General features: G+C 30.5%; 5 protein-coding genes, 1 pseudogene and 1 riboswitch. All 6 genes and pseudogenes read left to right on the top strand.

Translation table 11 applies throughout. The features are described from left to right. The first annotated feature begins 11 nt into the window (after positions 1 to 11). Positions 12 to 10892 (top strand): non-ribosomal peptide synthetase, encoded by a 10881-nt coding sequence (locus MHH45_RS08240; RefSeq protein WP_242227055.1) that lies wholly within the window; start codon positions 12 to 14, stop codon positions 10890 to 10892. Between the two features lie 505 nt (positions 10893 to 11397). Continuing rightward, positions 11398 to 12111: a LytR/AlgR family response regulator transcription factor gene (locus MHH45_RS08235; protein WP_016114165.1), complete on the top strand. Its 714-nt coding sequence runs from the start codon at positions 11398 to 11400 to the stop codon at positions 12109 to 12111. Continuing rightward, positions 12108 to 13421 (top strand): sensor histidine kinase, encoded by a 1314-nt coding sequence (locus tag MHH45_RS08230; RefSeq protein ID WP_016114166.1) that lies wholly within the window; start codon positions 12108 to 12110, stop codon positions 13419 to 13421. The genes MHH45_RS08235 and MHH45_RS08230 overlap by 4 nt, the downstream gene beginning before the upstream one ends. A gap of 47 nt (positions 13422 to 13468) precedes the next feature. Next, positions 13469 to 13735 carry a hypothetical protein gene (locus MHH45_RS08225; protein WP_229161510.1) on the top strand — a complete coding sequence of 89 codons (267 nt, stop codon included), beginning with the start codon at positions 13469 to 13471 and terminating at the stop codon, positions 13733 to 13735. A gap of 44 nt (positions 13736 to 13779) precedes the next feature. Beyond that, positions 13780 to 14025: a hypothetical protein gene (locus MHH45_RS08220; RefSeq protein WP_016114168.1), complete on the top strand. Its 246-nt coding sequence runs from the start codon at positions 13780 to 13782 to the stop codon at positions 14023 to 14025. 168 nt (positions 14026 to 14193) lie between these two features. Further along, a pseudogene (locus MHH45_RS28040) lies at positions 14194 to 14307 on the top strand (tyrosine-protein phosphatase); the annotation flags it as partial. Between the two features lie 116 nt (positions 14308 to 14423). Further along, positions 14424 to 14587: riboswitch (M-box (ykoK) riboswitch) on the top strand. Positions 14588 to 14886 lie beyond the last annotated feature (299 nt).

The raw sequence follows: 14886 nt of genomic DNA, 5'->3' as shown, positions 1-14886 counted from the left end.
TAGTGAAAAAAATGTCTGAGAAAGAATTGAATATACAAAACATTGGAGTATTTGATAGTCAAGAAATTTCTTCTATTTTCCAAGATGGTTTAATAACTTTATTTGAAAGAGAAGTTAAAAAGCATCCCCAAAAAATTGCTGTTTCTGATAAAAATACTGAGATTTCTTACCAAGAATTAGATATGAAATCAACAGTAGTTGCCAACAAAATTAGAAACGAAATTACTCGGGATGGACAATACGTTGGAATAGTAGTTGAAAGAACAGTAGAAACTATCATTGGAATACTGGGTATTATTAAAGCTGGTTTTGCCTATATGCCGATAGATGAATCATATCCAGACAATAGAATTAAGTATTTATTGAAAGATAGTGGAACCAAATATATTTTGACGCAACATGAGGAGAGTTTGAAGCATTTAATGCTTCAAACTCCAATGTTAAATTTAAATAAGGTCGTTTATTGTGATGATTCCATTAATCTGAATAATCCCTCTATTTCGAGACCAGAAGATTTGGCGTATCTAATTTATACATCTGGAACGACAGGAACTCCGAAAGGGGTAATGGTTGAGCACAGGAATATTATCAGATTAGTAAAAGAAACTAATTATTGTGATTTCGAAAATATTTCCATTTTACAAACAGGATCTTTATCTTTTGATGCATCTACTTTTGAAATCTGGGGTGCGTTACTAAATGGTGGTCATGTTCATATAGCTGAAAAAAAATTGTTAGGTGATATAAATTTATTAAAAGGTGTAATTAGAAACTTAAAAATAAATACTATGTTTATTACAACTGCTCTATTTAATCAGTTTGTCAGTTTAGATCCAGAAGTATTCAATTTATTAAAACAATTATATTTTGGCGGGGAAGCTACTTCAGAGGAACATGTGGAGATATTCTTAAAACATAAAAGCGATGATTTGGCTTTTTACAATATCTACGGACCGACTGAAGTAACTACCTTTTCATTATTTTATCCAATAAAAACATTGGAGAAAACTAGTAATAAAACTCCTATTGGACAACCGATTAGCCATACAACTGCATATATCTTTCAGGAAGAAGTTGAATGTGAAGTCGGTCAAGTTGGTGAATTGTATCTAGGTGGTATAGGGGTTTCTAGAGGGTATTTGAATCAATATATTTTAACTCAAGAGAAATTTGTTTATCATCCCGAAAATCATTTAGAGCGTTTATATCGTACTGGAGACTTAGTCAAAAAATTACCTGATGGAAACATTGAATATGTAGGTAGAATTGATGATCAAGTAAAAGTTAGAGGATTTAGAATTGAACTTGGAGAGATTGAAAGTCGATTAAAAGAGATTGCACAGGTGGAAAATGCGATAGTAACTTTGATTGAGGATGCAGGAGAGAAATATATATGTGCATACATTATTGGAGACTCAGAAATTTCCACTACTGATTTGAAAGATAAATTAAGTAATGATTTACCAGATTATATGATTCCTGCATATTTTATAAAGCTAGGTGAATTCCCTCTTACATTAAATGGAAAAATAAACAAAAAGGCATTACCAAAACCGATATTTGAATATAGTGAAGAATATATTCAACCAGACTCTTTTGAAAGTGTATGTGTGGCAAATGCTTTTTCAGAAGTTCTCGGGATTGAAAAAGTGAGCCTAAATTCAAATTTCTTTGATTATGGTGGTGATTCAATAAAAGCTATCCGTATGGTATCTAGCCTAAGAGAAAAAGGTTTTAACTTATCCGTGGAGTCGGTAATTAAAGAAAAAACGGTTGGGCATATTGCTAAAACTATCGAAAAGATTCAAAAATATACAATTAATCAATCTGAAATCACAGGGGAAGTTAAACTAACTCCAATTCAAAGGCAATTTTTTGAATCCGAAATGGAAGAGCCCAATCATTTTAATCAATCTGTCTTATTTGAGAGCGAAGAACAGGTTGATTCAGATGCTTTGAGTCAGACTATTTTTTCCTTAGTTAAACATCACGATATGTTAAGAGCAAAGTATAGTAGAGAAGGTAATCAGATTATAAGTCCTATTTCTGATTATAATAAAAATGACTTTAATTTTCTTTTCTTTGACCTTATGCATTTAAATGAAGAAAATAATATAAATGAGATTATATTAAGTGAAGGAAACAATATTCAAAGATTACTAAATCTAGAAAAAGGACTAATAATAAAAGGGGCTATTTTTAGAACTAAAGATAAAGACTATGTACTTATCTGTGTTCATCATTTAGTAATAGACGGTATTTCGTGGAGAATTATTGCTGAGGATTTAAACTATGGTTATCAAAAAATCAGAAGTAATGAAAAAAATGAATTTCCCAATAAGACTGTTTCTTTCCAAGAATGGAGTGAAGAACTGCACAAATACAGAAATTCAGATAAATTGTCTTCGGAAATACCTTATTGGATAGAAGTGGAAAAGAATATTCCGAACAGTCATTTTAACAATAAAAAAGTTATCGAAAAAGTTGGAACTGAGTATGAAGTATTTCAAATATCTGAAGAGACTACGAATAATCTTTTGTACAATTCAAATAAAGCATATAATACAGAAATCAATGATTTATTGTTAACGGCTCTTTATCGTACAATTAACAAGTTAACGGGTCAAACGGATATTTCTATCTTAATGGAGGGTCATGGAAGGGAATCAATTGACAAATATATACCAATTGATAGAACTGTTGGTTGGTTCACCACAATTTATCCTGTTTCTATAAAAGATATAGGTAAGAGTATATCAGAGGATCTTTGCAATACCAAAGAAAATTTTAGGAAAATTCCAAATCATGGGTTTGGTTATTCAGTACTTAAATATTGTGGAGATAAAGTATTGAAAAGTGAAATTCCAGATATCACGTTTAATTATTTGGGGAATTTTTCTCAAGAAAATAATGGGTTAGTTCTTAAAATTAAAGATACAGACCATGGCGAGCAAGTTTCAAAGTTTAATCGATTTGGAAGTCCTATCGTAGTAGATTGTGTAGTCATCGAAAAAGCATTGAATGTTACATTAATATATGATTCTGGACTATTTGAAGAGAGCTTCATTAATAAGTTGAAAGATTATTATATTAATGAATTAGATGAAGTTGTTTACCATTGTATGTCCTCTGAAACACAATCTACACCTTCAGATAAAGGTGAGTTAATTTGGACACTATCTGAGTATATAAATGTTGAAAAAAAATTGAAATCTAAAAATCAGGGATTAAGTCGCATTTATCCACTCACGCCTTTACAAGAAGGGATGCTTTTCCATAAATTAAAAAATCCCGATTCATCAGTTTATTTTGTTCAAAATATATTTAGGTTGAAAGGGAAAGTTAATAAAGAATATTTAAATAGAAGTCTAAATTTATTGAAAGAAAAATATCCTGCGCTATCAGTCAGTATTATTCATAAAGAAGTAAGTGAGTATAGACAAGCAGTAATTACAGGAAGACCTGTAGAATTAATTGAAATCGATTTAAGCGCATCTGAAAATACAGATAGTGATTTTGATAGGATTTGCCGCTTGGATATGGAAAAGGGATTTGATTTAGAAGATGATAATTTAATTAGAGCTATTTTAGTGAGACATAGTGAAGGAGATTATCGTTTGATTCTTAGTTTCCATCATATAATAATGGATGGATGGTGCACATCAATTGTTATTAATGACTTGCTCAATTTTTATAATGAAATTAGTACAGGAAAAGAAAATTGTCAAATTGATAATTTAGAGAAAAGTGGTTCAACTTATGAAGATTTTGTGTATCTAATGCGAGAAAAGAATATTAGTGAAGGAATTGAGTATTGGAAAGAGTTATTAGAGGATTATGATAACCAATCAATGATTTTACCATGTGGAGAAGTTGAAAAAAATAATAATGAGGTTAGATTAACCAGTATCCATCTTAGAAAAGATGAAAAAGAAAAATTAGAAGAATTGAGTCGTAAACATGGAGTTACTTTAAATACGATTATTGAAGCCGTATGGGGAATCTTATTGCAACGATACACCAATCAAGATGATATTGTCTTTGGGAAAGTCGTATCAGGTAGAAATATAGAGCTTAAAGAAATTGATAAAATGGTTGGCTTATTTATTAATACAATACCAATAAGGGTAAAAGTAAATCATAATGAAACATTCCTTGAATTATTGACAAATCTGCAAAATCAAGCACTTGAAAGTGGGAATTTTGATTATTGCCCTTTAAATGAAATACAAAGTCAATGTACTGATAATGATAGCTTGATCACTAATATAGTAGGTTTTGAGAACTATTATGAGACTGATATTGAGCAGACTGAGGATTTTTCTCTGCATTTTGAGAAATTAAGAGAGCAAACAAACTATCCACTTACTCTAGATATATTGAATGAAGATAGTCTTACATTGAAGTTAATGTATGATGCTCAAATATATAGCGGTACTTTCTCAGTTAGGCTATTAGAAAATTTAAAATCAATAATTTTGAGTATTATAAAAAAACCGGATATAAAGATAAAAAATATTGAAATGATTGGGGAACAAGAAAAGCAGATAGTACTTTCAGAATTTAATAATACTCAGATGGCATATTTGAATGATCGAAATATTATTGAAATATTTGAAGCAACAGTTGCTAATTATCCTGACTCAATTGCAGTAAGATATAATGAAGAAACATTAACCTATAAGGAACTTAATTATTGGGCAAATTCAATTGCAGAAGAAATTAGAAATAGAGGAATCAATAAGAAAGATTTTGTTGGAATTATTTCTGAAAAATCATTCGAAATGATTGCTGGGATTTTTGGTATCTTAAAATCTGGTGCGGGTTATTTACCTTTAGATCCAGGATACCCGATGGAAAGAATTAACTTTATGCTAAGTGATAGTAATACAAAACTAGTTATTAAAAGTTCTAATATTAAAGGTTTAAAAGAGAAATTTGAAAATATCAGTTTCTTAGATATAGAAAAGTACTATTCAAGTAATAAAAATAACTTATCTATTATATCAAGCGCAGATGATGCTGCTTATATGATTTATACATCAGGAACTACAGGAACGCCAAAAGGAGTTATTGTAGAACATAAAAATGTAATAAATTTGGTGGAGTGGCAAAAGAATACAGGTGAATATACGAAAACTACGGAGGTCTTGCAATTCTTTAATTACATTTTTGATGGATCAGTTTGGGAAATTTTTCCTGCCTTACTAACTGGGGCAACATTGGTTATAGTTCCAGAAGAAGATAGAAATAATCCAGAAAAATTATTAGAATTGTTGAGAAATAGACAAGCTATAATGGTTCCTTCAATGTTTAAAGTTATAGTAGATTATACAAAAACAAGCAAAAAAGAACTTTTATTCAACAAGGTTTATCTCGGAGGAGAAAGTTTGCCAATCGATCTGGTTCATCAACTCAAAGAATTGATTGGAGAAAAAATAGAAGATGTCTATAATTTATACGGCCCTACTGAATGCACAGTTTGTTCTACTAGTTACAACTTTAATAGTAAAGAGAATCTTTCAACTGTTTTAATTGGTAGACCAATTGGAAATACTCAACTGTTCATTTTAAATGAGAATCAGCTTTGTGGAATTGGAGTTCCTGGAGAATTGTGTATTGGTGGCGATGGAGTAACTCGGGGATATTTAAATAGACCAGATTTAACAGAAGAAAAATTTGTAGAAAATCCATATATTCCTGAACAAAAGATGTATCGAACGGGAGACTTAGCGAGATGGACTTCAGATGGAAATATTGACTATCTTGGTCGAATAGATGAACAAGTAAAAATTCGAGGCTTCCGTATTGAGTTGGGTGAAATTGAAAGTAAACTCAGAGCGATACCTGAAGTGTCAGATGCTGTCGTGTTGGTCAAAGAAAATAACGGCTCAAAGATGATTTGCGGATACATTATAACAGAATCTTCTGTGGAAGCTGCGTACTTAAAGGAAGAACTAAGTAAAAATTCACCGGAATATATGATACCTGCTTGTTTTGTGCAATTGGAAGATTTCCCACGAACTCGAACTGGTAAATTAGATCGTAAGGCCTTACCGGACCCTAGTTTTACAGATTTAGAAGAATATATTGAACCTAGAAATGAGAGAGAAGAAGCTATTGTACAAGCCTTTAAAGATGTGTTGAATATTGATGGATTACTAGGAATCGATGCGAACTTCTTTTCATTAGGTGGAGACTCTATTAAGGCGATCCGTATTATTTCGAAGTTAAGAGAAAAAGGGTACAGCTTAAAAGTCCCAGATATTATGGATAAAAAAACACCTCGAAGAATAGGACAAGGTGTTCAAGTGGAAGAGGTAGTGTTGGAGATTAACCAATCGGAAGTTATGGGAGAGGTTCCGATGATTCCAATTCAAAAAGCGTTTATGAAGCATAAAGGAATAGATAAGCACCATTTTAACCAATCCGTTTTCTTACAAATCCCTACGGGATTAGCACTCCTGCCTTTGAAGCAAGCGTTAAGATCATTGGCAATCCATCATGATATGTTAAGAGCTACTTATAGAGACGGGAAACAAGTTATTCTACCTATAGCTGAAAGTGAATTAGTAACAGTAGAAAGCTATGATTACACCACGTTCCCATTGGAAAAAGCTTATTACATGGTTGATGAGCAGGCTACTAGAATTCAAGCTAGTATGGATTTGGAAAATGGTCCACTTTTAAAGGCTGGAATCTTTAGTCTAACAGATGGTGATTATCTCCTTTTGAGTATCCATCATTTAGTGGTAGATGGTGTCTCTTGGAGAATTTTGGTGGAGGATCTTAAATCGGCCTATGAAGCTGCTAAAAAAGGGAAGGAGATTAACTTTCCTCCTAAAACTCACTCTTTTAAGGAGTGGAGTTTAGCACTTCAATCTTATCGTGAAAGCTCTCAATTACAGTCTGAAGTGAATTATTGGCAGACAGTTGAGTCTAAAGTGAATGATGGGAAATTGTTATTGCCTGTAAAAGAAGGAGAGTTATACTTAGATCCTCAAAAAGTAAAAATGTCTTTATCTAAAAGAGAGACTGAGGACTTACTACAAAAAGCCAGCATGGCTTATTCAACTGAAATCAATGATTTACTATTAACGGCGGTTGGTCGTGCGGTGAACAAGATGACAGGTCAAACTTCTTTAGCTATTCATATGGAAGGTCATGGACGTGAAGCGATTGTGGATCATGTGGTCATTGATCGTACCGTCGGCTGGTTTACTAGTACGTATCCAGTTGTCTTAGAGGAACTTGGTGATTCCATCGGAACGGATATTAGTAAGACTAAAGAAAACTTACGGAGAATCCCTCATCATGGGATTGGATATGGCATTCTTAATAAATTGGGGGAGACCGTTCTTGAGGGAGTGGAACCGGATTTAACCTTTAATTATCTTGGAGAGTTTCAATTTAGTCAATCCGGAGAAGATTTTTCAGAGAGTAGTCTTTCACATGGAAGGGATGTTTCAGAAAAGGATACTTTCCATACCAAATTATCTTTAGATGGTGCAATCTCAGATAAAAAATTAAGTTTAGTTTTAAGTTTCAATGGTTCAGAGTACTTAAAAGAGGAGATGAATACTTTTATACAAGCAATCAAAGATGAATTACTAGAAGTAATTCACCATTGCTTGGGACAAAAAGAAACCATTCGGACACCTTTTGACCATGGAGAAGAATATTGGTCACTTGAAGAATACAACAAAGTTGTTCAAAAGTATGTGGAAAAGGGATATGAGATTGATCGCATTATCCCAATGACAGGGATGCAAGAAGGAATGTTGTATCACAAATTGCTAAATGAAGAGTCAAGTGAGTATGTTGTTCAAAGTGTGTATTCCGTTAGTGGCTTAAACTCTGTTGAGAATTTAAAATTGAGTTTGGACTTATTAAAAGAAAAGCACGGCGTGCTTGAAACCAGTATTGTGTATCAAAATGTAAGTGAACCAAGACAAGTTATGTTAAAGGGAAGAGCTATTGAATTTAATGAAATCGACCTTTCCAAATCAAAAAATCAAGAGAAGGAAAAAGACACCTTCTTAAAAGCAGATGTTCGAAGAGGTTTTGACTTAGAAAACGATAGTTTAATTCGTGTAGCTTTAATTCACTTAGAAAATGAACCATCTCAATTGGTGATTAGTTTCCATCATATCATTATGGATGGCTGGTGTATGTCCATTTTAATGAATGACTTAAGTCAATTCTATTCTCAGTTAGAATCAGGTATTTTAGATTGTGAAATCAGTAAAGAACTTCATAGTCGTTATGACTATGAAGAATATATTCGAACTATTAGGTTCACTGAGAAAGAAGAAGGAATTAAATATTGGTCAGAAGTATTAGAAGGATATGATGAAAATGCTCAAATTGAAATAAACTCTAATTGCGAGTTAGAATCAGGAGAAATCATTATTTCTGAAACATCACTTAGCAAAGAAACGATGGCACAACTAGAAAAACTTTGTCGCAGCACTGGTGTTACAATGAATACATTCCTTGAAACTACGTGGGGAGTATTACTTCAAAAACATATAGGACAAAAAGATGTAGTTTTTGGAAAAGTTGTTTCAGGAAGAGATGTTGAGATAAATAATATTGAATCTACAATTGGGCTTTTCATAAATACTATTCCTGTCCGAGTAGTTAACGAGCAGCAGACAAAATTTAATGATTTGCTTAAGAAAATACAAAAACAAGCCATTTCAAGTAATGAATATGATCACTATTCATTAGCTGAAATTCAAACAGAATGTACTAACTTAGGGAAAGATTTAGTGAAATCTGTAGTTGTTTTCGAGAATTATTATAAAGCAGAGAAGGAAGCAGATAATAAATTGAAATTTGATTTAGAAACTAATAGAGAGCAAACTAATTATGATATGACTTTAGTAGGTTATCAGAATGAACAATTAGAATTACAACTGTTGACTAATTCTAATTGTTACGATGAAAATACATCAAAAAAATTACTCTCTCAATTGTTAAATATTGTAGAACAAGTACTTCAAGATCCAGCTATACCAATATTAAATATTCAAATTTCATCTAACGATGAAATCAAACAAGTTATAGATTCGTTTAGTAAATGTAACGAAATTTCTAATGTTCAACATACTATTCTTCAATTGTTTGAACAACAAGTTAGGATGGCACCTGATAAAATTGTATTGAGTGATGATTTTAATGAAATGACATATTTAGAACTAGAGCAACGAGCAAATCAGTTAGCTAACAGTTTACTGAATAATTCAGAAGAAGGTAATAACTATATTGGAGTGGTTGTTGAAAGAAATATATATACAGTGGTTTCAATGTTAGCCATTTTAAAAGCCGGTTATGCATATTTACCAATCGATCCAGATTATCCTCCAAATAGAATCAATTATCTCATCAGTGATAGTAGACTAAAGATTGTTTTAGTTCAGAATGATAAATTAGCTGATTTTATTGATGATTCAGTTTTAATGATCAATACAAATAAACTAGACTATACAGTGCTCGAGAAAAACGTATACCAGTCAGTAGATATTAATCCAACTGATATAGCTTGTGTAATTTACACTTCTGGGACAACAGGCCATCCTAAAGGAACTCTGATAGAACATAAAAGTATAATTAGGTTAGTAAAAGATGTGAATTACACAGATTTTTCTGATATTTCAATACTTCAGACAGGTTCATTGTCATTTGATGCATCTCATTTCGAAATTTGGGGTCCTTTATTAAATGGTGGGTATGTGCATATTGCTGATAAAGAGGTTTTATCTAATATTGAATTGCTTAAAGAAAATATATTGTCAAAAAAAATAAATACAATGTTCGTCACAACCGCGTTATTTAATCAATATATAGAAATTGAACCAACTGTATTTAATTCGTTAAATCAGCTTTATTTTGGCGGAGAAGCTACTTCTAATAAACATGTAAGTCGATTAATGGAAAATAAACAGGAATCTCTAAAATTATACAATGTATATGGTCCGACCGAAGCGACTACATTTTCCTTATTCTATCAAATTGATAGTAGTATGAATTTCGATAAAAAAATACCAATTGGAAAACCTATTACTAACACATCGGCAATAGTTAAATCTGATAATATGATTTGTGGAATAGGTGTTCCAGGAGAACTATATATCGGGGGACCGGGATTAGCCCAGGGATATTTAAATAACCATAAAATGAGTGAAGAAAAATTTGTAATTGATAAAGATGTCAATGGTGAAAGATTCTATAAAACTGGTGATTTAGTAAAATGGGATAATGAGGGCAATTTAATTTATTTAGGAAGGATTGATAAACAAGTTAAATTAAATGGTTTCAGAATAGAATTGGAAGAAATTGAAAATAGATTAAAAAAATTAAACAATATACAGAATGCAACAATTTTACTAAGAAATGATAATGGTTTTGATTATTTATGTGCTTATTTAATTCAAGATGAAGAAATAAATGAGGAAGAAATTAAGAATTTTCTTCGAGATGAGTTACCAGAATACATGATTCCACAATATTTCATTCGTCTTAAAGAATTACCAGTAACCGTTAATGGAAAAGTTAACTTCAAAGAATTACCAGTACCGGAATTTAAAAGGAATGAACAAAATGTACTACCTAGAAATGAATGGGAACAAATTACATTTGATATTTTCCAAGACGTATTAAACATTTGTCATCTTAGCATGAAAGATAGTTTTATTGAAATGGGTGGAAATTCACTTAAAGCAATTCGATTAGTTAATATGATAGAGATGAAAACTAAAATTCGTATTACATTGCAAGAGTTATTTCAATTAGAAACTGTTGAAAAAGTAGCTGAAAGATTAAGTGTTGGAGAAGAAAACGAGGAAGACTATTATGTCTCATTATCTTCTTTTACTGATGAAGTATAAAATTTTTTTAACGAATTGATGGGAGGATTTAATAGCAAAGTATTTTATTTTTAAATTGATTACTGTTTAGGCTATTCAACAGAAGCATATTTTAGCGTATGAACTATTACAAAAAAATCGTCTTTGGACGATTTTTTTGTTTGAAATGAAGTTAAATAAAAATGCATATTTTTTTGATTGGATCTACGTCAATACCTTGTATACTAAACAGTTAAGTTTTTAAGTAATCCTAAGTGCTAGCTCTTCCCGCCGTATTCACTAATTAACTCTTTTACCGGTCCTCTAAAACGATACGACTCGACCATCATTGTTTTATTACGGAGACTCCTATGTAAGCGCATTTTACTGACTTAACTTAGTTGTGTTCATATAACTATACTAATTCCATACATTTCATTTTTTGTTAAAATTGATATAAAAAATTCAGTTTGGTATAATTTGAATATAGAATATAATTAAACTTTATAAACTTGTTATATTTAATAAATTCAAAAGAGGAGATAGTATGAATATTAGTATTGTAGATGATAACGAAAATATTCTAAATCAAGAACTTAATTTATTAAAATCTATACTTATTAAAGAAGGTGTCATTTCTGAAATAACCACATTTATTTCTGGAGATTCTTTCTTATTTACTTTGGAAGACAAGATGTTTGATTTAATACTTCTAGATATAGAGATGCCGGACATAACTGGAATAGAAATAGCAAAGATTATAAGGAGGAAAAATAAAAATTCATTAATTATTTTTATAACATCACATTTAGAATTCGCTATTGATTCTTATGAATTGAATATTTTTCGGTATATTCCAAAAGATAGAATGGAGGAAAAATTGCCTCTAGCTATTAAAGATGCTATTAAAATGATAAATTTAGAAAATAAAAAATGTTATACTATTCAAACTAAAACGAGATTTCATAAAATACCTCTGAATAGTGTTTTATATCTATATAAGGATGGGAAAAATTCAGTTTTTGTCACTGAAGATGATTCAATTAAGGTAAGAAAGCCTTTAGCTGCAGTTTTTTCAGAAATTGATTGTAAAGAATTTTTTTACATTGATAAGGGGATTATTGTTAATATATTGTATGTAATGAAGATCCAAGATAATATGGCTGTTTTAAAAAATAATGAAATTTTATCAGTAAGTAGAAATCATATTAATGAATTAAAGTCTAAAATTCATATGTTTTGGGGAGAAAATTTGTTGTGATATTTTGGAATTTAGATTATTTAACTTCAATTTTTTCAATTATAATAGGTTACAGAGTATTAAATTTATTATTTCCAATTAGATTTAATAATAAACAAACAACTATATATGAAATTTGTTTCTCTGTTCTTTTATCATTAATTATTTACATTCTGAATATGGTGGGATTACCGGATTTACTAACGCTTCTATTTTGTATTATTTATTTTACAGTTACTTCAATAATTTTATATAGTACTAAAATGAAATTTATATTTTCTCTTGTGTCTTTTTATTTTTCTGCAATATTATTTTGCAATAGCATCGCGTTAGTTATTACGAATGCACTAAATGATAATAATTGGGATGCACGTAATCAATCAATGGACTACGTAATTGTTATTTATATAATCAGGATTATAGAAATAATAATTTTATATCTTTTTTATAAAATTATTTCAAGGAAATTTGATGTGAACACTATTTTTAAAAAGTATAAACGTTTCTTATTGATTGCTATTTTAGGTTTTTTTATATCTTATTTTGTTACAAAAAAATCATTTGTTTATGTGAATCAAGTTATCGTATCAAGTTGGATTGCATTCATCATTTTTGGAATATTAACATTATTTTTAATTGTATTATTTTTCACTAATTATGAAAAAGAAGAAGAAAAGAAAATAATCGAGTTCAAAAATAAGATATTACAAGAAGACTTCATTAAAATGCGTGAACTTTATGAAAATAATGCTAAAACTTATCATGATTTAAATAATCATATGACAACTTTGTATAAATTAATTAAAGACGATAAAAGTGAAAAAGCGTTGGATTATATTAATAATATATCAAAACCAATATTGAGTAATTATGGACGAAATATTTTTACTAACAATACCATTGTAGATTTTGTAATTAACAATAAAATGGAAATGATGAAGGAAGAAAAAATTAAAAATACTATTGAGGTAGAAATTCCCCAAGAATTGAAAATAGCTGATAATGACATTGTAGCTGTACTGTCTAATCTTATTGATAATGCGATTGAAGCATGTCAACATATTGATCGGTTTGACGAACGGTGGATAAAGATTACAATGAAAAAAATTAATGAAATGATTTTTTTGAAAATAGAAAACAGTATTTTGATTGAGCCAAAGCTTTTAAATAATCATTTCTTAACAACTAAGGAAGATAAAAAATTTCATGGATGGGGTTTGAAAAGTGTAGTATCTATAGTAAATAAGTATGAAGGATATATTAGGTATGAATATACACACAAGTCATTTGATGTAGTAATATCTTTGTCAGATATTGATGGGCCAAATTAATGAATTTACGTTAATACCCTGACAGAGGGATGATGAAGGGGAAAGGTATGTTTCTTTTAGAACATATCGAAGCTTTATCTCCAGATAAAAAGAATAACGTTTGCACCAAAAGAAGAACAGAGTCCAAAAGTTATTGTAGAAATGTTAAAACTCGCGTGGCAGAAATGTCTTCTAGCATCGAAGGTCTAATTGTTGTTTTTTTTGAAGAACTAATTTTTATACTTTCCAATGAAGGAACCATAACTATTAAAGAATCAAATGCAAGGAACGTTGAAGAAAAGCAGCATGTAAAGTGGTTCGAAAATGATTTCTAAATGAGATAGATTGTAGCCAGTTACCAAGAAGAGATATTTTATATATGGATGTGAAAACATTTTTTGTGTCGGGAGAAGCAGTCAAAAAAGGGATTGGCCCTATAGATGCTTATATTATAGTTTCGTCAAAACTAAATAAATTTGGACCAAATAACCAAAGTTTTGAGTCAACTGGATCTAATGGTGACTTAGTTGTAGTAGTTAGCCCAAAAGTTAAAAGAAGATTTGGGCTAACTACTGGTTCAAGAGTGTATGAATTCCTAATATCAAGTTACTTCAAGACAACATAGTAGAGCCTAATATGAAGCTGTATATCGAAATAAATATGAAAATAAATAACACTTTAAAGAGAGTTACAGATGGGGAGAAATGTTTTTCTTAATCTGTGATTGAGTTTATTTTAAGCTTCACCAGAGCGGATCAAGCCAATGCTAGAAGTGTGATGTGAATATTTAGATGAGGTTTATCATGAAATTGTAGAAATGTATGGAGATATTGAAACCTACTTTCTCCAAGCGTGTAATCTTGAGAAGAGAAGCATACAAAATCTTAAACAATTAGTACTAGAATAGGCGTGCTTCTATTCGATTCATTTTCTAGGAAATACTTGTTGTAATAAGGAAAAGTTTGAATCCAAGGTGTTGACATCTATTTTAAATAGGAGTAACATTTTTTATATAATAAAAAAATAAGTCTCTGTTAGGTGAGGCTCCTGTATAGAGAAATGCTACTGCCCAAAAATGTCGAGAGACGCCAATGGGTCAACAGGAATGATCGAATTAAGGTTTTTCTTAATGTAGCTGGTAACGTACCTATGCTATACAGTGCTAAAACTCGGCGAGGGAGAGGTTCGCAGATTTCTATGTTTATTAGGAATCGCTTATTTATGTATGTAATGACCTTTACTCGCTTATGAGTAGAGGTCTTTTTATTAACAAACTATGACCATTTCCATAGTATAAATACTGACTAAAAAATGAAAGAGGAGGTGAGGAGCATGTCAAATTCTGACTCGGTTCCGTTACCCATATACTGCAAAACAAAAATATATGATGTAGGCAGGAAACGACTTGTTCCTCCCTCTATAATTTATCACTAAAATAGCGGTCAGCTTATAGTTATGTGCTGAAATAATTATGAGTTGAGCATAG

This window comes from Bacillus sp. FSL K6-0042 (assembly GCF_038006685.1).
Lineage (GTDB): Bacteria > Bacillota > Bacilli > Bacillales > Bacillaceae_G > Bacillus_A > Bacillus_A pseudomycoides.
This window is presented reverse-complemented; position numbering and strand designations above follow the sequence as displayed.

What these genes read in the sequence shown, in the direction of transcription:
- MHH45_RS08225 (WP_229161510.1), top strand. Translation starts at nt 13,469, where the DNA reads ATGTTTCTTTTAGAACATATCGAAGCTTTATCTCCAGATAAAAAGAAT.
- MHH45_RS08220 (WP_016114168.1), top strand. Translation starts at nt 13,780, where the DNA reads ATGGATGTGAAAACATTTTTTGTGTCGGGAGAAGCAGTCAAAAAAGGG.
- MHH45_RS08240 (WP_242227055.1), top strand. Translation starts at nt 12, where the DNA reads ATGTCTGAGAAAGAATTGAATATACAAAACATTGGAGTATTTGATAGT.
- MHH45_RS08235 (WP_016114165.1), top strand. Translation starts at nt 11,398, where the DNA reads ATGAATATTAGTATTGTAGATGATAACGAAAATATTCTAAATCAAGAA.